This window comes from Bacillus sp. HMSC036E02 (assembly GCF_001836235.1).
Taxonomy (GTDB): domain Bacteria; phylum Bacillota; class Bacilli; order Bacillales; family Bacillaceae_G; genus Bacillus_A; species Bacillus_A cereus.
Window position 1 is genome coordinate 533375 of sequence record NZ_KV827856.1, and the last position, 20442, is coordinate 553816.

Here is a 20442-nt window from a genome sequence, read left to right on the forward strand (position 1 = left end):
TTTTTATACCATAATATTTAAATACTCTTTCAACTTTTCATCTGCATTCATTTCATTTTCTTTATAATCATGAAGCGCCTGTAATACAAAATCATACTGCTCTAAAATATAACTTTCTAATTTCATAACATCCTCTAAGCTATTAAGCATAATTCTCGTATTACCAACTTCACTTTTTAACGCCGGTTCACATTTTAAACTTGTACATATTTCTTTCACATCTTCTTCTAATATCTCTGTTAATACATATTTCTTTCGCCCTTTTACCTTTAATCTCATAACTGGATAAAAAGCTTTTATATCTAAATAACTTCCTACGTTCATACAACGTAGCCATTCTACATTACGTTTATTACATGCAAGTATTTCTTTCACCGCTTCATATACCGCAGTTTCATCAAGCATAGCCTTATTTACTTTTCGTTTCCCTTCTTCTTCAATAGCTGCACACTTTTGATAAACAGCAGCACACGTAATGCAATCGTCAAATGCATTATGAGAGCTTAAACGAATTCCAAGCATTCGTTTTAACGTTTCAAGTTTATGATTAGGCGCATGCTTCATGTATTTCTTTGCTAAAAATACAGTATCAATTACTTTATTTTTAGGTTCAAGCAATCCAAGCATATTTACATTACTTTTCAAAAAGCGCATATCAAAAGAAGCATTATGGGCCACAATAACATTTGTATGTAAAAATGCTAAAAATAAAGGTAACACTTCTTCAATCGTCGGTGCATCTGAAACGCGATAATTAGTAATACCTGTTAAACTCGTTATTCGGTCCGGAATTGGCCGCTCTGGATTCACGTATGAAACAAATTGATCTACTAATTCATGATTACGATATTTCACTGCTGCAACTTGAATAATTTTATCATTATAAGGGTTAAATCCTGTTGTTTCAAAATCAATTACAACATAATCTAACGGTAAGGATACATTCCCCACTCCATACACTCCTTTATCTCTAAACGGTTATATTTCTTACATCATATCATGAAGTGATTACTACTTGAAAAAGAAAAGGCAGAAATGGGAACTCTCCATCTCTACCTTTTCACCATTATTTTAATTTAGCAACTCTTTTCTCCATCTCTTTTTGTGTCATCGGCCCAATAAACTTATCTTGAATGACACCTTTTGTATCTATAAAATACGAAGTTGGAATCGTAATTACTTTATAAGCTGTTGTCACATCAATGTTCTTGTCCAATAAAATAGGAAAAGTAATTCCTTTTTCTTTAGCAAAATTGCTTACCTTCTCTTCCCCCCCACCTTTTTCTGAAGGCGTATAATTGACCGCTAAAATTTCTACGTTCTCTTTATGTTCTTTATAGAAAGCCTCCATATCAGGCATTTCTTGCTGACATGGTCCACACCACGTAGCCCAAAAGTTTAAAATTACTTTCTTTCCTTTTAAATCCGATAACTTTACATTTGTCCCATCTAACTTCGTTAATGTAAAGTCCGGTGCACTCTTCCCTATCTCAATACCATTCCTTGCGATAATCTCTTTCATCGCAGCTTCACTTTTTTCTTGCTTCACTTTTACCGCCTGCTCTTTATGACCAAACTGTTCATAAGCTGCATATCCCGCTAAACAAAGTAACACTACAATAATCGTAAGCTTCCGCCACATTTTATATCACCCTAACGTATTATCTTCTTTTAACACATTCATCAAAATACTATATACCTTATTTTAGCTTATACGGACAAGCTTGGAAATATTCACATTCTAAATAATCAGAATTTTTATAACTAAGATGAAATATTTACCTTTTAATCATATAATTAGAAATACATAGAACATTTTACAATGAAAGGAGCTCTCATGAATTTATTTAAAAAAATACTTCTATATATTCTTAGTTTTATATTTTCCCCAATCGGAATTATCACATGGATTATCTCACTATTTAGTAAAGATCCTGAAAAAAAACAAGTTGGACATATTTGTCTCTATATCGCATTAATCTCATTTATCCTTTTGGCAGGCCTCGGCATTATTACTTTTTTCACGATGACTACCATTACTACTATAGAATAGCTATAGAAAGGATGATTGTTTTGGGAGAACACCCTATCACCAAAGAGCTACGCTATATACGAATATGCTTAGTTATTTTAGTAATCGTTCTTTTATTTTTCAACAGTGAAAAAGTCGTTGAAATTTCTACAAATCATGATTCCATAGAAAATGTTCCCACCAGTAATATGACACAAATCGCGGAAAATACATTCGCTATTCAAGAATATAATCCATTACTAAGTAGCGAACATACAATTAAGATTTTCAAATATAATCCAGATACAAATCAACTTACTCTCGTCAAAGAAGTTAATTCTAGTGATTCGAATTCTTATACTTATCAACTTAATGAGACCGAATAAAGTGAAACTTTAATCAGCCCTCACCAATCGGGCTGCCCGGCAAATAGCGGAATAAAGATAAGAGCATTACATATCTCTTATCTTTTTGTTTGCAACTCTTTGTACAATGAGTTGCAATTTAATAATTCTCTAGGATTCCCCCATTCCACAATAGTCCCATTCTTTATGACAACAACACAATCTGCTATCATCACTCTCTCTACATCATGTGTTGCCACAATTCTCGTTACATCTCTTCCTATCCCTTCAATCATATTCCAAACCAGTTCTTGATTGCCCGGATCTAACCCAGCCGTCGGTTCATCTAAAATAATAAGAGTTGGATTTGATACAATCGCGCGCAATAATGCAAGACGTTTTCTTTCGCCTCCCGAAAACTCTTCACCGCTTTTATGTAGCACAGTTTGACTCCCTTCAGGTAACCCTCTAATAATCGGCGTTGCATTTATAAGTTCACTATTTTTTTCTAACTGATTTTCTAAACCCTCTTCCCCGAAATACATATTCTCTGTTACCGTCGTTCGGAAAAAACGTGGTTCTTGCCACACTGTAGTCATACGAGCTTCATTACCATAATAAGCAATGCTACCGTTAGATGGTTTATACAAGCCCGTTATTAACTTTAAAAGCGTTGTTTTTCCTGCACCGCTTTCTCCCACAATCATAACGAGTTCACCAGGACGAATTTGCAAATCAATATTATGAATTCTGCATTTCTCTTCGTCATTCTCCTGAAATGAAACATTTGTTATCCTGATCCCCATCGCTCTTTCTACATTGCTATCTGCTGCTCGTTTATTTAAAAAGCAAAAAGCTCTATTTGCCGAAGCGACTGCAACTTGTGTCATTATTAATAAATCGCCCACATAACGGACAGGGAAAAAGAGCATCTCAATTGTCGCTAACACTGCAATGAGTGAACCAACTTCTATTTCTCCCCTCATTATTTTTTGTGCACCTATAATGAGAACAACAATATATGCTCCTGTTTCAATCACCGTTCCAACTACTCCAATGCAATGTTGCATCATCGTCTTCTTTACTTCTGATTTATACGATTGTGCCGTTACTTCTTTAAATAAGCGAATTGCCCATTTTTCTTTTTGTAAACTCCGCAAATCTTGTATCCCCTTTACAAACTGTGACACCATCTCTACAACACTTGAGTGATTTTTTTGAGAAACGCTTGCAATATCTCTTACCTTTTCTCCCATCAGTATTGGAACAATTGTACTTAAAAATAAAAACGGAGTTACCCACAATATAAACTGTATATCTATATGTTGTAGTGCTATGAAAGCTCCAATAAATTGGGCAATAGCGTGTATATATTCTATTAATATAGAGCCATATAATCTGACCCAGTTCGGAATATCAGACACGACCAAAGTTTCTAACTCTCCTTGCTTAATCTTCTCACTCTCTTCAAACGGTAATGAGAAATAGTGACGCAATAATTCTATACGTTTCGTTTGTAATATACGTTGACTCGCTTTTGAACTTATATAATCAAATAAAAGATTGTTCGCCCACATTAAAAAGTGACTACCCGCAAACAAAGCTATATATACATACGCACCTTTTAGCTCCCTTTGAATAAGATTGTCTACAATTAATCCCATGAAAATTGGGCGAGATAAATTTAAAATGGCAGCAATTATCCCACTACATACAGCTGCTATTACTAATATTTTTTCTTTCTGTAACGGTAACAGAATTCTTTTATATTCTTTCATGACGTTTCCTCCATTTTTCGTAGTAAAAAAGAAAGGGATGAAACCATATGGTTTCATCCCTTTCCATAAAATAAGGAAGCTAACTATTGTTAGCTTCCTTATTATTCATTTCAATTATTTAGTTCGACACTTTAGACTCTTCAATTTTCTCACGAAGAACCATTTGCAGAATACCACCGTGACGGTAGTAGTCAATTTCTACTTCACTATCGAAACGAGCTACTACTTCAAATTGTTTTTCATTGCCATCTGCATCAGTTGCAACTACTTTCACAAGATCGCGTGGTCTAACTGTTTTGTCGATTTGAATTTCAAATGACTCGTTACCAACAAGACCTAACGTTTCAGCACTTTCGCCATCTTTAAATTGAAGTGGTAGTACACCCATTAACACTAAGTTACTGCGGTGAATACGCTCAAAGCTTTCTGCAATTACTGCTTTAATACCTAGTAAGTTTGTTCCTTTCGCAGCCCAGTCACGAGAACTTCCCATACCGTAATCTTTACCAGCAACAACTAGAAGGCCTGTGCCATCTTCTTTATATTTCATAGCAGCATCATAGATAGACGTTACTTCACCTGTTGGCCAATATGTTGTATATCCGCCTTCTGTTCCTGGTGCGATTTGGTTTTTAATACGGATGTTCGCGAATGTACCACGCATCATAACTTCATGGTTACCACGACGAGAACCGTAAGAATTGAAGTCAACTGGTTGTACGCCGTTTTCTAATAAGTAGCGTCCAGCTGGTGTATGCTTACCGATTGAACCTGCTGGTGAAATGTGGTCTGTCGTTACAGAGTCACCAAATTTACCAACTACGCGTAGGCCTGATAATGTTTCAACTTCACCTGGCTCTTTAGATAATCCTTCAAAGAATGGTGGGTTTTGAATGTATGTTGAATCATTATCCCAAGTATATAACGCTTCATTTGAAGTTTGGATTTCATTCCAACGCTCATTGCTGTTAAATACTTGTGCATATTCTTTCTTGAACAGTTCAGATGTAACAACACTTTGAACTACATCTTCAATTTCTTTAGCTGATGGCCAAATATCGTTGAAGTAAACAGCATTGCCATTTGCATCTTTACCGATTTCATCATTTTTCAGGTCAATATCAACAGTACCTGCAAGTGCATATGCCACAACTAGTGGTGGTGATGCTAAGTAGTTTGCTTTTACAAGTGGGTGGATACGCCCTTCAAAGTTACGGTTACCAGATAAAACAGATGTTACTAGTAAGTCGTTTGCTGCGATTGCTTCTTCTAATTCTGGCGCTAATGGACCAGAGTTACCGATACAAGTCGTACAACCGTAACCAACTGTTTGGAAACCTAATTGATCTAAATATGTTGTTAAACCAGACTTATCTAAGTACTCTGTAACAACTTTAGATCCTGGTGCTAATGATGTTTTTACATACTCAGGTACTACAAGTCCTTTTTCAATTGCTTTCTTCGCAACTAGACCTGCTCCAATTAATACGTATGGGTTTGATGTGTTTGTACAGCTTGTAATTGCTGCGATTGCAATTGCACCTGTTTTCATCGTTACTTCTTTATCTTCTAATGTAACCTTCACTTCTTTATCGAACTCTTGCTCATTAAATCCAAGTCCTTGTGTTCCAACTGGTGCTATAACAGCTTCGTGGAACGCATCTTTCATATCTGAAAGTGGAATTAAATCTTGTGGGCGTTTCGGTCCAGAAAGGTTAGATTCGATTGTATTTAAATCAATTTCTACAAGATCAGTATAGATTGGATCTTTACTGTCTGCTGTATAGAATAAACCGTTCGCTTTACAGTATTCTTCAACAACGCGAATTTGTTCTTCATCTCTACCTGTTAAACGTAAGTATTCTAATGAAATATCATCGATTGGGAAGAATCCACAAGTTGCGCCGTATTCTGGTGCCATGTTTGAAATTGTTGCACGGTCAGCTAAAGGCATGCTCTTTAGTCCATTACCGAAGAACTCAACGAATTTACCAACTACACCTTTTTGACGTAATACTTGCGTTACTTTTAAGGCAACGTCAGTTGCTGTAGTACCACTTGGAAGTGTACCTGTTAATTTCACACCGATTACTTCAGGTACTGGGAAGTATGAAGGCTGTCCAAGCATTCCTGCTTCTGCTTCAATACCACCAACACCCCATCCAAGAACGCCGATACCGTTAATCATTGTTGTATGTGAGTCTGTTCCAACTAATGAATCTGGGTATGCAACTAAGTCACCTTCAGCATTTTTCACAGCATGAACAACTGGTGCTAAATATTCAAGGTTTACTTGGTGTACAATACCTGTAGCTGGTGGAACTGCACGATAGTTATCAAATGATTTTTGTGCCCAGCTTAAAAATTTATAACGTTCTTCATTACGTTTAAACTCTAAGTCCATGTTGAATGCAAGCGCGTCTGCCGTACCCGCTCTATCAACCTGTACAGAGTGATCAATTACAAGATCTACAGTAATTTCTGGATTGATTTTATCAGGATCTCCACCCATGTCTGCCATTGCTTTACGAAGCGAAGCCAAATCAACAACAGCTGGTACACCAGTGAAATCTTGTAAAATTACACGAGATGGTTTAAATGGAACATCGATATCTTGCACATCTTTCGTTCCCCATTTCGCTAAATTTGTAACATGCTCTTCTGTAATTACACGTCCGTCTACTTGACGAAGTACCGATTCAAGTAAAACTTTCACGGAATATGGTAATTGAGATACGTTGCCAACCCCTGCATTTTCAAGCGCTTTCAAATCATAATAATGATACGTTTTTCCATCTACTTCAAAAGTTGCACGTGATTGAAATGGATTATGTTTGACCATTATGTTTCCCCCCTGTTAAACGTGACTAAGTTGTCTGAATATAAAATGTAGACAAACTTTTCAATACCTTACGATAATATCTTATTACAACTTTCTAAATAAGTAAATAATAAGAAACTTATAGATTATCATAAGTTTTCTTTATGTTTCTAAATTTGAATAGTGTTTATGCTCCTTATGAATACTATTACCATAAAGTAAAGTGCTCTATTAGCGCTTTACTTATAGTTCATACACACTATGAACTGCTCATCATTCAACATACAAAAAAATGTTATAGAGGTGAAATAAAATGGGTAAAAGAAAAGCAAATCATACTATTTCAGGAATGAATGCAGCATCCGCACAAGGACAAGGTGCTGGTTATAACGAAGAGTTTGCAAATGAGCCTTTAACTCCGGCAGAGCGACAAAATAATAAGAAACGTAAAAAGAATCAGTAACGAAAAATCCCAAAAGGTTCATTTTCCTTTTGGGATTTTTTCTAATGTTTATAACGTAGTAATTCCGAAACCGTTACAAATCGATATCCTTGTTTTTTTAGCTCAGGTAAAATTTTTGCTAGCGCTGCTACTGTTTGACTACGATCATTTCCTCCATCATGTAACAATACGATATCGCCACTTTTAGCATTTTTCACTACATGATTTACGATAGATTCAACCCCTGGATTTGCCCAATCACGCGGGTCTTGATGCCACGACCATAGAACGGTTTGATAACCAGCTTCTTTCGCTGTTTTAAATACAGCATCGTTAATATATCCGCCAGGAGGACGGAATAGCAAAGGTTCTTTCACCCATTTTTCGAAAAATTTCTTTCCATCTAAAATATCATTTTCTAATTTTTCATCTGATGAATTACTCGCATACAAATGATTCATCGTATGATTTCCAATTTCATGTCCCTCTTTTAATACCTGTTTCACTAAATATGGATTGCGCTGCACTCGAAATCCAATCATAAAAAATGTTGCTTCTGCTTTATATTGACGTAATAAATGTAAAACTTGCGGTGTATAAGTTGGATCTGGGCCATCATCAAATGTAATGGCAATAATCTTTTCATTATTAGGTACTTCCCACGTTACATAGCCAGTTGGTTCTAGCTCTTTTCTGAGCAACATTTTCGCTTCCACTTTTTCAACTTGAAATATATGTACTGCGCATAATAAAGAAAAAACGAATAGAAAAATTTTCTGTTTTCGCATAATGTTCATTAAAGTAAGAGGTTGTCAAATACACAACAACCTCATTTACTTTTCTAATTGATCTACATGTTGCATAATATTTTGGAGATTATTTTCGTATTGCTCAAGTTGTGGGCGTTGTGTTTCCGAAGCTACTTCTAACGCATTTTGAATCTGTTCATACGCCTCCTGAACCTCTTGGCGTAACTCTTTTAAATCATGACCGTAGTTTGGATCATTTTTCACAATGTTGTTATATGCATGTTCTGCTTGTGTAACTCCTTGCTGCGCTGCTTGAAAAGCTTGCTGTTTATCTTTATGATATGGCATTATATAATCCCCTTTCCATAATAGTTAGTCCCAATTATCTTTACCTTTTTTTCTAAAAACATTCTCGTATAAATTTGCAAACTTCTCTCATTCTAAAGAGAAAGAGGAGGTGTCACATACAATGAGCAAAAACAATCGTGAAGCAAAAGAAAAAAAGGGACAACCTGAACCATTAAGCGGATCTCATAAAGTAAAAAACCGTAACCATTCACGCCAAAAACATCATGCACATCATGATATGTAAAACAAAAGGTTCACAATAGCTGCCTTTACCACATACAATGTTTATATTTTTCCATTTATTCTTCACCCCTACTTCATTCATGCATAACATAGTATGAATTGAGATTTTACGGAGGGTGTCTTACATGGGCAAGAAAAAGAAGGATTGTCTTTTTCATGTTGATGGTTTCGAAGAATGGATGGATCAGTTTTGTTCTGACTCTTGTAGTAACTTTAGTTTTCCAAATCAAATTCATATTGACCTTTGCGAAACTGAACAAGAATACATTTTGGAAACAGATGTACCAAATGCCAATGAACAAAATGTAGTCATTAAAAAGATGGAGACAGGCCTAAACATTTGCATACTTCATAAAAACATTTCTTTGCAGCGAACTATTCCTTTACCCGCTAATGTTATTTATAAGAAGATGCTAGCCTGCTTAGAGAATGGTTTTTTGGCCATTCATATTTCCAAAAATGAAGTTGCTGATAAACATGAAAAGAAAGTTCTTTTTTCAAATTAAGAGTTAATATAATACAAACATAAGCCCCAGTTGGTACTGGGGCTTATGTTATTCCGCATGCATCTCTATATTAGAATTTCTATCATATCTTTTTTTCGATAAACCTTTTGTAACTAAAAGCACAGGAAATGCCACAGTTGAAAATATAGCTAGTGCTGAAAATACTGCAAACCCATTTTGGTACCCGTAGTAATCGAGAAGTACTCCTCCAAACCACGGACCTATTACTGCTCCAATTCCCGAAAAACCCATCGCACCGAAGTATGTTCCTTTTAGATGCGCAACAGCAATATCATCAATAAATACATCCGTCATTGAAAACATTAAGACTTCTCCAATTGTAAAAATAATTGTACAAACGGCAGCACCTAGCAGAGATTCTACTACTCCAAATCCAAATAATCCTCCGCTCACAAATAAAGTTCCCACCATAATGGATACTAACGGTGTATACTTTTTACAAATTTGAATAACAGGGTATTGAATTACGACTACAACAATCGCATTTAAAGCTAGCATATATGAAAATAATTTCACTCCATCCTGAAATATATGTGCATTTGCAAAATATTGAGATACTGTTGTCGTTAAATGAGAAAAACCACAATTACTCAAAATAATACCAACTAGTGCAACTAAAAATACGACATCCTTTCGCAAAATACGAATTGCCTTTAACATTGTGACAGGCTTTTCTGTATTTACTTTCTTTTTTTCAATCGGATACTTCTTAAATTGGAACGCTAATATAGCTGTATATAAAATGTATACTCCAGCTGCTACTAAAAACGGAATTGTTGATTTTGCGCTTCCAATCTGTAACCCGACAAGTGGGCCAATCGCTACTCCAACATTGATTGCACCGTAACGCAAATTATATACGAGTAAACGATACCCAGGTTTCGTTAAATCTGATAATAACGCTCTTGATGTTGGCTCAAAAAATGACCTACATAATCCATTCAAAGCATTTAATAAAAAGAAACTTAAAACATGATCTGCAAGTGAAAAACCAATGAATACAAAGACCCAAACGATCATGGACCATATTATAATCATATTTCGACCGAATCGATCTGATAAATTCCCTCCGATAAAACTAGCAAACACTCCAACAAGTGCACTCGTTCCGATAATAGCACCTGTCATTCCAGCTGATACACCTTTCACAGTCGTTAAATAAATTGCTAAAAAAGGAATACTCATTGACGTGGCGAACCTCGCAAATAAAGTCCCTATTATAATTGTCATTCCTAACGGATGAATATTTTGCAACTTCCCCTTCATCTTAAAAACCTACTCTCCCTGTTCTTACATAAAAAAAGAAAGCAAAGGATCTGCTTTCTTTTCCCTTTTTATACTTGCGCTGTTGATACCCGCGCTGTTCTCGTTATATCCATATCTATGCCATATGTAAACTGTAATTCTTTACAAACATCTTTAATTAATATTGCAACATTATACTTCTCATTAAATTGTAAAACGATGTTCTCCACTTCTTCATATGTATACTTATATTCGCCTGTAATGACACTTTTTAGATCAAAGCATTCGTTAATACAAAGTTGTACAAGTAGCTGGTCATATTTCTCTATTACATCTTCTTTCTTCCAAAGTAACTCTTTTACATATAACCGATCAAACTTCACACTTTCTCGATTACAATCCGTTAAAATCCGGGTCATTTCATTTAATTCTCGATACAATTCAGAAATATTTTTGCTTAAACTAAGCAGTTTATCTACGCCATTTTCATATAACATATTTATTCCACCCCCGCATTTTCTTCTTATTATAGCAAGAAAATTCTAAAAATAGTTTCTTTCTTCTGAAATATTAGGAAACTAATTTCAATTGCTTTACAATGAAACTAGTTAATGCGAGAGGAGAAAGAAAATTGGAGCACAAATTATATTACACTGACGCTTATAAGCAAGAATTTACTACTAAAATTATAAAGCAAGATTATGATAAAGACGGTAACTTATACGTTGTTTTAAACGAAACCGCATTTTATCCGACTGGTGGCGGACAACCACATGACACTGGAACTTTAAATGGTATTGCTGTACTTGATGTTGAAGAAGTCGACGAAGAAATCCGCCACTTCATTGCAGAACAATTACACACAGAAGACGTAGAAGGTAAAATCAATTGGGAGCGCCGGTTTGATCATATGCAGCAACATGCAGCTCAGCACATTTTATCTGCTGTTTTTTGGGACTATTTCAACATACCTACGATTGGATTCCATCTTGGAAAAGAAACGATAACAATTGATTTAGAAACAGAAAATCTGCATGCAGAAACGGTTGAAAAGGCAGTACAAATTGCCAATAAAATCGTTTTTGAAAACCACCCAATCCGTATAGAGTGGATGAACTTAGAAGAAGCAAAAACATTACCTCTTCGTAAAGAACCAACTATGACAGAGAATATACGTGTTGTTATTATCGAAAATTACGACTACAATGGCTGTGGTGGAACCCATCCGAAATGCACTGGTGAAGTTGGTCCTATTCAAGTACTAGGATGGGAGCGCAATAAAGGTGGTATACGCTTAACCTTTATCGCTGGTTGGCGTACACTTAAATTAATGGGGCAACAGCAACAAATTATGAAAGATGTTTCCAAACAATTAAACAGTAGCGAAACTGATATCCCAGCAAAAGTAGCACAGCTTCTTACCTCTCAAAAGGAAAACGAAAAAACAATACAAACAATGAATGAAAAATTATTATTTGCAGAGGCAAATGAATTACTGCAACAGCCCACCGAAATACATGCTGGGTTACTTATTTCTAAAGCATTTACAGATCGTTCTATGCAAGAAATTGCAAAACTATCAGCTATCATTACAGAACAACAAGAGCATGCAATTACGTATTTCGTCATCGAAAATGATGACAAACTACAATGTATTCTCGCTTGCGGAAAAACAGTAACGCTCGATATGAATGCTCTTTTAAAAGATGCTCTTCCTGCAATTGAAGGAAAAGGTGGCGGAAATAAAAAGAGTGCACGCGGCGGCGGAAAAGCGGTGATGAACGGGGACGAGTTTTTAAATCAGCTTGTCTCTTCTTTACAGTCAGCAGTGTAAAACATGTTTATGAAGGATAGCTAACGGCTATCCTTCAACTATATTTACAGGCCTATATGTTGTTTCAACCCTTGATAACTTCCTGCATTTGCAAAACCGCCACTTATAAGATTGATAAAAGTTTCCGAAAAACCATAATAACTTAATTCGTTAATCGGTACCATTTGCACATCATGAATCGGATTATGATCGAACTCGTTAGAAGGTAGTTTAATTTCACCTTCAATCCTTTCAAGCAGAAACGTAATATGTAACAAAGATGGACTAGCATCTGGTTTATCGCAAACATAGAGTAGCTTCTTAATTTTAACTTCTAATCCCGTTTCTTCTCTCATTTCTCGAATCATCGCTTCTTCTAACATTTCACCATTCTCTACCCTTCCTCCAGGTAAAGACCAATCGCGATTAGCCACTTTTTGCTTTACTAGCAATACTTTTTCATCTTCAATTAAAATTCCCGTAACACGAACTTGCATTACATTTTCCATATGTAATCTCCTCTTCCTGTTATATTTACAAATTAATCCTTCCACAAAGAGAACGTACGTTTTATAATTAAAGAAAATTATGGAAGAAAGAAGTTGTTATATTCATGCGTCCACCTTTAACAAAATCTATATCACTTGAAGATTTTCAAAACTATTATTGGTTAAAAGCAGAACTGCAAACATTTTGTCGCGAGCATGGTTTGCCAGCTAGTGGCTCTAAGACCGAAATAACCGAGCGTATCTCACATTATTTAACTACGGGGAAAGTCTTAAAAACAGCTCTGTGCAAAAAGTGAGCAAAGCTCCCCTCTCTTATAAAGACCTTTCTCTTCAAACGATTATTACTAAAAATCACCGCTGTAGCGAAGATGTTCGTGCTTTTTTCAAAGAAAAAATCGGAACAAACTTCCGCTTTACAGTAGCTCTTCAAAAGTTTTTTAAAGAGAATGTTGGAAAAACATATGAAGACGCGGTAGCTTTTTGGTATGAAGAAAACGAACGAAAAAAAGATCCTACTTATAAAACAACGATCAGCGCGCAATTTGAATACAATCGCTTTACTCGGGACTTTTTCGAAGATCCAAATAATAAAGGAAAAGCAAAAGCTGATGCGATTGCTGCTTGGAACGAAATGAAAGCGAAGCCTGGCAGCAATGTTTATGTTCCTCAAAAAGTAGAAAACTAGTTACCTCACTAGTCTTCTACTTTCTCAAATAATAGCGCAATCCCTATCCCGCCTCCAATTCCTAATGTAGCAATTCCATATTTCATAGACTCTCTTTGTGCCTGATAAAACAAACGTGTTACAAGCATAGCCCCAGATGCACCGTACGGATGACCGAGCGCAATTGCCCCACCATTTACATTTAATTTTTCATACGGAATTTGTAACTCTTTTGCGCAAGCAACAACTTTTGAGGCGAATGCTTCATTTATTTCAAAATAATCGATGTCCTCTATTTTTACATTCATTTCATTTAATAATTTGTTCACCGCAAATATCGGACCAGTTCCTGGAAGATTTGGATTCACTCCCACTACAGCACTACGAACGAAACGAAGGACAGGTTTATAACCTAACTTTAGGGCTTGTCCCTCTTCCATTACAAGAACAGCACATGCCCCATCATTTACACCACATGAATTACCTGCCGTCACTGTTCCATTTTGTAAAAATGCGGGTTTTGTTCTTTTAATGATTCGTTCATAATTCATTTCTAGCTTTATAGATTCATCTAATAATCCATTAAAAGAAAATATTTCATCATGTATATAGCCTTTTTCTAACGCTTGCAGTGTCCGCTTATAACTAAGACAAGCGTACTCGTCTTGCATTTCTCTCGTTATGTTATAACGCTCCGCAACATATTCAGCCGCTACTCCCATGTCAGGATCACCAATTGTTTCAGGTGAAAATCGTGCTCTTTTTTGAAAAGGTGACGTACTTGTACTCTCTACTCCTCCGGCGATATAGCACTTACCTGCCCCTCCTTGAATGAGATGACACGCAGTTCGAATTGCTTCTAAACCAGCACCACATTGCCGATCAATCGTTACACCAGGAATATGATAGCCAAGTCCTGCCGCTAAAGCAGATAGTCTCGCAACATTCCCTCCTGGCCCAACAACATTACCTAATATAACATCGTCTATCTCTCTCTCAATTCCTCTACTTAAAAACGTAAGAAGCGGCGTTGCTAATTGCTGAACTTCATACTCTTTTAACATCCCATTCTTCTTACCGATAGGTGTTCTTTTCGCCTCTACAATAACTGCTCTATTCATATATTTTCTCCCTGTTTTCAATCATACTTTTTGCTTCCATACGAGCGATTTTCCCACTATTTGTATAAGGTATTCTATCTACAAAATGCCATTCTTTCGGTATTTTAAACGAGGATAATCGTTGTAAGCAAAAACTCTTTAATTGTTGTTTCGTAGCACTTCCTTTTACGATCGCGACGGGCTTTTCACCCCAGTAACTATCTTTCACACCAATTACAACTATTTCATCAACAGCTGGGTGTTCATGTAATACACTTTCTATTTCTTCTGGATAAATATTGATTCCTCCAAATAAAATCATATTCTTCTCTCTACCAACAATATATATAAAGCCTTCTTCATCTTCATAGCCTACATCTCGCACTGTCATCCAGCCTTCTGCATTCAACTCCTGTGTTAAAACCCCATCTATTATGTATCCCATAAAAAACTGATCACTTTTCACATAAACAGTTCCTATCTCGCCTTTTTGTACTTCTTCGCCTGCTTCATTACATATTCGAACTTGCACATTATGACAAGGTTTTCCTACTGAATTTAGCCTTCTTTCGCTTTCTGCATCGACTAGTGCTGTTACAAAACTTAACTCTGATGCACCATAAAATTCATATCTTTTCGCATAAGGAAATATATTCTTTATTTTTTCTTTCGCTTCAGCTTCCCATTTCGCTCCTGATGAAATAATTTTCATTTTATTTTCTATTAATCTATTTTCTTTATATAAAGATTCAAGCATTGTCGGAACTGTATACATAACCGATATATTTTCAGTTTCTAACTTATCTAATACTTGATTCGGAATGAACTTTCTCATAATGTGCACCGTTTGTCCTACATATAATGCACTTATTGCCCCGTATAAGAAAAGAGAATGAACGAGCGTCCCAGCTATTAAAATTGAATCCTCCATTTTCATATGAAAATCATGTACATTACAATCAAAACTATGAACCCACGATTGCTGTGCGCGTAAAAATGCTTTTGCTTTTCCAGTTGATCCTGATGTAAATCCCATATAAAAGGGAGCATTTCGTAAACTTTCTACAGTGGAATGTGTAGGAAGATATTTCTCCATCATTCTTTTCCACTCATCAATTTCAATTACTCTTCCTTCTTCATGCGGTAAATCATTTACCTTATATCTTTCTGTCACAATCATATCCGGATTACTGATTTCAATTCTTTCTCTGAGCTCATCTTGTTTCCACTTTATATCTAACGGAACACAAACCCACCCGGCCATAGCAGCACCAGCAAATAGTTGTAAAAACTCTATATGATTTTCTAATAGGATTGCTATTGTTTTATTTTTTGATTCTGTTGCATGCAACCAGTTGGCTACTTTACAAACTGATTCGAACCACTCTTTATATGTTAAAACTCTATCATTTTCCTTTATCGCTATTTTATTTGGTTGTAAAGAGGCTTGCTTTTTGTATTTTTTTGTAACACCCATATGAGACGTCCTTTCTTTACAAAAATAATAAAAAGAAACACGCAATGTACGTGTTTCTTCCCTTTATCATCCCGCATTTGTATATTTTCCATTCTTTAAAGCGGGTGTAATAATATGTTTCAATGAACGATGTAATTTTGTTACGAGAACTGCCGCAATAATTGCTTTTATACAATCCCCTGGTAAAAACACAGCACTCACTTTCATTGTCTCCCATACAGAAACATCCATTAAAAACGCTTGTACAATAATACCAAATACATAAACTACGAAAATACCACCAATTATATTAATACATAATACTTTTATAATAGAAACTTCACGTAAACGCTCAATTAAATAACCAATAACAAACGCTCCAATGATGTAACCAAGTAAATATCCTGCACTTGGCCCAACAAATACACCAAGGCCACCGCGGCCACCAGCAAGTAATGGTGCTCCAACTCCTACAATAAGTAAGAAAATAAGCTGACTTAATGCACCAAGGCGTGACCCTAACAACCCACCCGCAAGCATAACACCGAGTGATTGCAATGTAATCGGAACTGGTGTAATAGAAAGAGCAATCGGAGGTATTAACCCTAACACTCCCATAATAGAACTAAATAAAGCGACGAAAACTAAATTTTTTGTATTCATATTTGCTTCTCCTATTTGTAAACTTAAAATCGCTTTTAGATAACATATCATAAAAATTATATTATCTTTCCACTCCTCTTTTGTCAACCGTTAACGTATTAGAGTTTACAAATAGGAGTTCACTTATTTCTCTCTATGCAAATGCTCCAGTTCTTTCCGAAGCGCCTGTTTTAAAAACTTCCCAACAGATGTTTTCGGTATTTCTTCCATAAAGACAATATCGTCTGGCAACCACCACTTCGCAAACTGTGGTTTTAAAAACTCATATATTTCTTCTTTTGTAACCGTACTATTTTTCTTTTGAACAACGCAGGCAATTGGTCGCTCTTGCCACTGAGGGTGAGGAACTGCAACGACAGCCGCTTCAAATATAGCATCATGTGCCATTAAAGCATTTTCAAGATCGACCGAAGAAATCCATTCTCCCCCGCTTTTAATAACATCCTTCGTACGGTCAACAATTTTCACGCAACCTTCCTCATCCACTGTGACAACATCACCAGTATATAACCATCCATCGCGAAAACCTTCAACAGTACGATCATCGTTATAATAGCTTTCAGCGATCCAAGGTGCTCGTAAACATAATTCTCCCATCTCAGTACCATCCCACTTCACTTCACCATTTGTACCGACTACTTTCATCTCGACACCAGGTACAAGATATCCTTGTTTGGAGCGAATTTCTAGTTGCTCTTCATACGATAATTCCGTTTCATAACTTTTTAAACGTGCAAGTGTTACGAGTGGACTCGTTTCAGTCATACCATATGCATGTATGAACGGAACATTATGTTTCTGTTCAAATGCTTTAATAACACTTTTCGGCGCCGCTGCACCTCCGCATAGTATTCTCGTCATACTAGATAAATCGTAACTATTATTTTCTAACTCTTGTAATACGCCGAGCCAAATTGTCGGCACACCCGCAGCTAACGTCACTTTTTCTGATTGAATCATTTCTAATAAAATTTTCGGAGTAAACATCGGTCCAGGAAGAACTTGTTTTGATCCAAACCAAGTAGCCGCAAAAGGAAGTCCCCAAGCGTTCACATGAAACATCGGGACGATTGCCATTGCTGCATCACTTTCCGATAAAGCAGCTGTATCAGCTAAACCGAGTGCCATACAGTGTAATACAGTACTACGATGCGTATATACAACACCTTTCGGATTTCCTGTAGTCGCTGACGTATAACACATACCAGCTGGTGTATTTTCATCAATATCTTTTACAAATTGGAAATTTGGATCGCCTTCTTCTAATAGCTTTTCATAATGATATACAGGCTTCAGCGTAGTATTTGGGAGTTCATCTTTATCAGTCATAATAATGTAAGCTTGTACAGTTGATAATTGTGATTGAATATTTTCAACAAGCGGTACGAGATCTTCATCTATAAGTAGAATTCGGTCTTCTGCGTGCTGAATAATGTATGAAATATGTTGAGGAGATAAACGAATGTTAATTGTGTGCAAAACAGAAGCAATACCTGGAATAGCAAAATACGCTTCCACATGCCGATGATGGTTCCACGCTAATGTTCCTACACGTTCACCTACTTTAATTCCAAGCCTTTTCAACGCACTGGAAAGTCTTCTCGTCCTTTCCCCTAATTGCTTATACGTTAACGTTGTAACTGTATCATGCGTCCGTGAAACAATTTCTTTCTTCGAAAACAGTTTCTCTGCTCTTTCCATCATAGAACTAATTGTTAGCGGTACATTCATCATCATATTGGTTATGTCCCCCTTTAAAACGTTTTCATTTTCCGTTTATTATAACAGACTTCTACAAATGATTACGATATTTTTCTGTATTTTCTGAATTATTTCTTTGGAAATAATTCAGAACGATAAAAAACATGTTTTGAATACATTGATTCGAAACATGTTTTTTATTTTTTATAAACTATCTACCTTTTTCCTTACTTTCTTTTTCAATTTAAAAATAAAACGATTACTGTATTCCTTATTTTCTACTAAAATCCGATACGTCTCTAACACCCCTAACACACGAACAAAAAGATAAACTCCGATAGCAATAAGTACAACACAATAAGGATAATACTGTACGAGTTCTCCTGAGGTAATTCGTTTTTTCTCAAATAAAAACGGTATCGCTCCTGCTGCAATAAAACAAAATCCAACGATCACTACTGCCGTATACTTCTTCTTAATAGTCGCATATCTTTTGGTCAATTCTTTTAGAAAGTTTTGATCAAATAGTAGTTCTTCCTTTTTCAATACATTGTATCGACTCTCTTCTATCGTTACAGATGCCATCATTGCTCCAATCCCAAGCACTGCAATGATAATGACAAGAAACGTAGACATTGTCGCATTTTCTTTAAATAATAAGTACGGTATTGTAGATAAAATAAGCAAACTAAATCCTAACGCAATATATTTAGAAATTTTTTGTCCATACACTACATACCCTTCTGCCATTTCCTTACTTACATAGTAACCATTTTCCTTTTCGTTACTTTGCTCTGCAGTTTCTTTTAATAAATAGTCGAGTGATACTTCAAATACATTTCCAATCATTATTAATTTTTCAGTTTCAGGAAAACCTTGACCGTTTTCCCATTTACTAACTGCTTGCCTTGTGGTATTTAATTTTTCAGCTAATGCTTCTTGAGAAAGGCCCTTTTCCTTTCTTAATCTAAAAAGCTTTTCACCAAATCCCATATGTGTGTCCCCCTTTGTTTTCTTACCTAAATTGTATGTAAACATTGCCCTTATCTCTATCTTCCTGCGGTTGCACTTTGTCAACTCGCGGTTGCGATTGTGTTATATAGCGTTTTTTTTCTATACTTAGAACGTTAATAAAAATAGCGCTTCCTAATAGTCCATTTGTTGTTATCAAAATAAAAAAACTCCTTAATTCATTTAAAGGAGTTTTCAATGTAAGATATTTCATTGATTCATATATCTTTCTCTAGATATAAAATACCTTTTTGTATCACGATTCTTACCTTTAATAAACATATCCTTCTGAATTGTATATTTGTACTCCATATTCAAACGTTTCATTAATTTTTCAGATGCTTCATTTTCTGAATCACATCCCGCTTCAATACTATTAAGATGCAATTCATGAAAACCATAGTAGAAAAAAGCTAACACAGCCTCCGTAGCTAATCCTCTTCCCCAATATTTTCGAGATAAGGCGTATGCAATTTCTGCTGTATGTGTGACCAAATCATATTTTATAAATCCACACGTGCCTATAAGTTTTTTTCCTCTTTTAATACAATTCCAAGAGGTGCTACTTGCCCTCCATTGTACTGACCCACAATTTCTTCTATATAGTTATATGTGTCACATAACGATCGATGAGCATCCCATACAGTAAAAGTTGTCATCTCTTTATCTGTAGCATACTCATATATATGTAAACTATCACTCATATTCATTTTCCTTAACATAAGTCGTTTCGTATACAAAGTTGGATATGACCACTTCTCAATAATCATAACGGTTTCTGTTTAAACCTTTCATAATTCCTTACCTTTAATAAAAGGATATTCCCACAATCTGTACAAATATAAGCATCCACCGGCGAAGATGTGAACATCGTTTCCTTTTTCCGTATTTGTGCATATCCGACAAACTCACCTTCTCCTATATTTTGAGAACCACAATTAGAGCATGTCTGCACGGCTTTTTGTTTCATGAGAGCACCACCTTTAATCTATTTCTACTCCCTTCGACAGTTCACTT

Annotated in this window: 21 protein-coding genes and 2 pseudogenes; 7 read left to right on the top strand and 16 right to left on the bottom strand. The window is 35.7% G+C overall.

The features are described 5' to 3' along the window. Positions 1–3: 3 nt before the first annotated feature. Positions 4–951, bottom strand: coding sequence for a 3'-5' exonuclease (locus HMPREF2590_RS20645; protein ID WP_000528750.1), 948 nt, complete (start codon positions 949–951; stop codon positions 4–6). Positions 952–1066: 115 nt separating this feature from the next. After that, positions 1067–1642 carry a redoxin domain-containing protein gene (locus tag HMPREF2590_RS20650; protein WP_000269054.1) on the bottom strand — a complete coding sequence of 192 codons (576 nt, stop codon included), beginning with the start codon at positions 1640–1642 and terminating at the stop codon, positions 1067–1069. A 195-nt stretch (positions 1643–1837) separates the two neighbouring features. Between HMPREF2590_RS20650 and HMPREF2590_RS20655 the strand changes: the two genes are divergently transcribed. Together HMPREF2590_RS20655 and HMPREF2590_RS31160 are read left to right on the top strand one after the other, a co-directional pair. Continuing rightward, positions 1838–2053 (top strand): hypothetical protein, encoded by a 216-nt coding sequence (locus HMPREF2590_RS20655; RefSeq protein WP_001048152.1) that lies wholly within the window; start codon positions 1838–1840, stop codon positions 2051–2053. Between the two features lie 11 nt (positions 2054–2064). Beyond that, a complete protein-coding gene (locus HMPREF2590_RS31160) occupies positions 2065–2397 on the top strand; it encodes a YmzC family protein (protein ID WP_074595727.1) in 333 nt (110 codons plus the stop codon). 77 nt (positions 2398–2474) lie between these two features. On the opposite strand, the gene HMPREF2590_RS20665 is transcribed toward HMPREF2590_RS31160, so the two are convergent. Together HMPREF2590_RS20665 and acnA are read right to left on the bottom strand one after the other, a co-directional pair. Further along, positions 2475–4133 carry an ABC transporter ATP-binding protein gene (locus HMPREF2590_RS20665; RefSeq protein ID WP_000666361.1) on the bottom strand — a complete coding sequence of 553 codons (1659 nt, stop codon included), beginning with the start codon at positions 4131–4133 and terminating at the stop codon, positions 2475–2477. Between the two features lie 118 nt (positions 4134–4251). Further along, entirely contained in the window at positions 4252–6975 is a 2724-nt protein-coding gene (gene acnA, locus HMPREF2590_RS20670) for an aconitate hydratase AcnA (protein WP_003315645.1), read from the bottom strand. A 292-nt stretch (positions 6976–7267) separates the two neighbouring features. Here acnA and sspO point away from each other — a divergent pair, with 292 nt between their 5' ends. Then, positions 7268–7417: an acid-soluble spore protein SspO gene (sspO, locus tag HMPREF2590_RS20675; RefSeq protein ID WP_000518053.1), complete on the top strand. Its 150-nt coding sequence runs from the start codon at positions 7268–7270 to the stop codon at positions 7415–7417. 41 nt (positions 7418–7458) lie between these two features. Here sspO and pdaB read toward each other — a convergent pair whose 3' ends face one another. Beyond that, positions 7459–8184, bottom strand: a complete 726-nt coding sequence (gene pdaB, locus HMPREF2590_RS20680) for a polysaccharide deacetylase family sporulation protein PdaB (protein ID WP_030027157.1) — start codon at positions 8182–8184, stop codon at positions 7459–7461. Between the two features lie 45 nt (positions 8185–8229). Then, a complete protein-coding gene (locus HMPREF2590_RS20685) occupies positions 8230–8493 on the bottom strand; it encodes a hypothetical protein (RefSeq protein ID WP_001146293.1) in 264 nt (87 codons plus the stop codon). Between the two features lie 121 nt (positions 8494–8614). Here HMPREF2590_RS20685 and HMPREF2590_RS20690 point away from each other — a divergent pair, with 121 nt between their 5' ends. Next, entirely contained in the window at positions 8615–8737 is a 123-nt protein-coding gene (locus tag HMPREF2590_RS20690) for a small acid-soluble spore protein P (RefSeq protein WP_000042141.1), read from the top strand. Positions 8738–8861: 124 nt separating this feature from the next. Beyond that, complete coding sequence (locus tag HMPREF2590_RS20695) at positions 8862–9242, top strand: Hsp20/alpha crystallin family protein (RefSeq protein ID WP_000516730.1); 381 nt, start codon at positions 8862–8864, stop codon at positions 9240–9242. A gap of 48 nt (positions 9243–9290) precedes the next feature. Here the strand turns inward: HMPREF2590_RS20695 and HMPREF2590_RS20700 are convergent, their stop codons facing one another. Together HMPREF2590_RS20700 and HMPREF2590_RS20705 are read right to left on the bottom strand one after the other, a co-directional pair. Beyond that, positions 9291–10529: an MDR family MFS transporter gene (locus HMPREF2590_RS20700; protein WP_000676831.1), complete on the bottom strand. Its 1239-nt coding sequence runs from the start codon at positions 10527–10529 to the stop codon at positions 9291–9293. Between the two features lie 68 nt (positions 10530–10597). Continuing rightward, positions 10598–11005 (bottom strand): hypothetical protein, encoded by a 408-nt coding sequence (locus HMPREF2590_RS20705; protein ID WP_000965133.1) that lies wholly within the window; start codon positions 11003–11005, stop codon positions 10598–10600. A gap of 134 nt (positions 11006–11139) precedes the next feature. On the opposite strand from HMPREF2590_RS20705, the gene HMPREF2590_RS20710 reads away from it, so the two are divergent. Then, positions 11140–12342, top strand: coding sequence for a serine-tRNA(Ala) deacylase AlaX (locus HMPREF2590_RS20710; RefSeq protein ID WP_000400390.1), 1203 nt, complete (start codon positions 11140–11142; stop codon positions 12340–12342). A 44-nt stretch (positions 12343–12386) separates the two neighbouring features. Here HMPREF2590_RS20710 and HMPREF2590_RS20715 read toward each other — a convergent pair whose 3' ends face one another. Next, a complete protein-coding gene (locus HMPREF2590_RS20715; protein WP_003315587.1) occupies positions 12387–12830 on the bottom strand; it encodes an NUDIX domain-containing protein in 444 nt (147 codons plus the stop codon). Positions 12831–12934: 104 nt separating this feature from the next. Here HMPREF2590_RS20715 and HMPREF2590_RS20720 point away from each other — a divergent pair. Next, positions 12935–13515 (top strand): annotated as a pseudogene (locus HMPREF2590_RS20720) (DUF6434 domain-containing protein). 8 nt (positions 13516–13523) lie between these two features. Here the strand turns inward: HMPREF2590_RS20720 and HMPREF2590_RS20725 are convergent. The 7 genes and pseudogenes from HMPREF2590_RS20725 to HMPREF2590_RS20765 form a co-directional block, all read right to left on the bottom strand. Then, complete coding sequence (locus HMPREF2590_RS20725) at positions 13524–14615, bottom strand: acetyl-CoA C-acyltransferase (RefSeq protein WP_003315584.1); 1092 nt, start codon at positions 14613–14615, stop codon at positions 13524–13526. Then, positions 14608–16071: an acyl-CoA synthetase gene (locus tag HMPREF2590_RS20730; RefSeq protein ID WP_000539233.1), complete on the bottom strand. Its 1464-nt coding sequence runs from the start codon at positions 16069–16071 to the stop codon at positions 14608–14610. Before HMPREF2590_RS20730 ends, HMPREF2590_RS20725 begins: the two co-directional genes overlap by 8 nt. Positions 16072–16137: 66 nt before the next feature. Then, on the bottom strand, positions 16138–16713 hold the full coding sequence (locus HMPREF2590_RS20735; protein WP_001093332.1) for a biotin transporter BioY: 576 nt from the start codon (positions 16711–16713) through the stop codon (positions 16138–16140). Between the two features lie 123 nt (positions 16714–16836). Next, positions 16837–18450 (bottom strand): long-chain fatty acid--CoA ligase, encoded by a 1614-nt coding sequence (locus HMPREF2590_RS20740; protein WP_000980211.1) that lies wholly within the window; start codon positions 18448–18450, stop codon positions 16837–16839. A gap of 168 nt (positions 18451–18618) precedes the next feature. After that, entirely contained in the window at positions 18619–19407 is a 789-nt protein-coding gene (locus tag HMPREF2590_RS20745) for a helix-turn-helix domain-containing protein (RefSeq protein ID WP_000505637.1), read from the bottom strand. 228 nt (positions 19408–19635) lie between these two features. After that, positions 19636–20195: pseudogene (locus HMPREF2590_RS30055) on the bottom strand (GNAT family N-acetyltransferase). Continuing rightward, positions 20192–20395: a hypothetical protein gene (locus HMPREF2590_RS20765; RefSeq protein WP_000810193.1), complete on the bottom strand. Its 204-nt coding sequence runs from the start codon at positions 20393–20395 to the stop codon at positions 20192–20194. Before HMPREF2590_RS20765 ends, HMPREF2590_RS30055 begins: the two are co-directional and overlap by 4 nt. Positions 20396–20442 lie beyond the last annotated feature (47 nt).

Coding starts and splice junctions, on each gene's coding strand:
- HMPREF2590_RS20650 (WP_000269054.1), bottom strand. CDS start 1,642: ATGTGGCGGAAGCTTACGATTATTGTAGTGTTACTTTGTTTAGCGGGA.
- HMPREF2590_RS20655 (WP_001048152.1), top strand. CDS start 1,838: ATGAATTTATTTAAAAAAATACTTCTATATATTCTTAGTTTTATATTT.
- HMPREF2590_RS31160 (WP_074595727.1), top strand. CDS start 2,065: ATGATTGTTTTGGGAGAACACCCTATCACCAAAGAGCTACGCTATATA.
- HMPREF2590_RS20665 (WP_000666361.1), bottom strand. CDS start 4,133: ATGAAAGAATATAAAAGAATTCTGTTACCGTTACAGAAAGAAAAAATA.
- acnA (WP_003315645.1), bottom strand. CDS start 6,975: ATGGTCAAACATAATCCATTTCAATCACGTGCAACTTTTGAAGTAGAT.
- sspO (WP_000518053.1), top strand. CDS start 7,268: ATGGGTAAAAGAAAAGCAAATCATACTATTTCAGGAATGAATGCAGCA.
- pdaB (WP_030027157.1), bottom strand. CDS start 8,184: ATGCGAAAACAGAAAATTTTTCTATTCGTTTTTTCTTTATTATGCGCA.
- HMPREF2590_RS20685 (WP_001146293.1), bottom strand. CDS start 8,493: ATGCCATATCATAAAGATAAACAGCAAGCTTTTCAAGCAGCGCAGCAA.
- HMPREF2590_RS20690 (WP_000042141.1), top strand. CDS start 8,615: ATGAGCAAAAACAATCGTGAAGCAAAAGAAAAAAAGGGACAACCTGAA.
- HMPREF2590_RS20695 (WP_000516730.1), top strand. CDS start 8,862: ATGGGCAAGAAAAAGAAGGATTGTCTTTTTCATGTTGATGGTTTCGAA.
- HMPREF2590_RS20700 (WP_000676831.1), bottom strand. CDS start 10,529: ATGAAGGGGAAGTTGCAAAATATTCATCCGTTAGGAATGACAATTATA.
- HMPREF2590_RS20705 (WP_000965133.1), bottom strand. CDS start 11,005: ATGTTATATGAAAATGGCGTAGATAAACTGCTTAGTTTAAGCAAAAAT.
- HMPREF2590_RS20715 (WP_003315587.1), bottom strand. CDS start 12,830: ATGGAAAATGTAATGCAAGTTCGTGTTACGGGAATTTTAATTGAAGAT.
- HMPREF2590_RS20725 (WP_003315584.1), bottom strand. CDS start 14,615: ATGAATAGAGCAGTTATTGTAGAGGCGAAAAGAACACCTATCGGTAAG.
- HMPREF2590_RS20730 (WP_000539233.1), bottom strand. CDS start 16,071: ATGGGTGTTACAAAAAAATACAAAAAGCAAGCCTCTTTACAACCAAAT.
- HMPREF2590_RS20735 (WP_001093332.1), bottom strand. CDS start 16,713: ATGAATACAAAAAATTTAGTTTTCGTCGCTTTATTTAGTTCTATTATG.
- HMPREF2590_RS20740 (WP_000980211.1), bottom strand. CDS start 18,450: ATGATGATGAATGTACCGCTAACAATTAGTTCTATGATGGAAAGAGCA.
- HMPREF2590_RS20745 (WP_000505637.1), bottom strand. CDS start 19,407: ATGGGATTTGGTGAAAAGCTTTTTAGATTAAGAAAGGAAAAGGGCCTT.
- HMPREF2590_RS20765 (WP_000810193.1), bottom strand. CDS start 20,395: ATGAAACAAAAAGCCGTGCAGACATGCTCTAATTGTGGTTCTCAAAAT.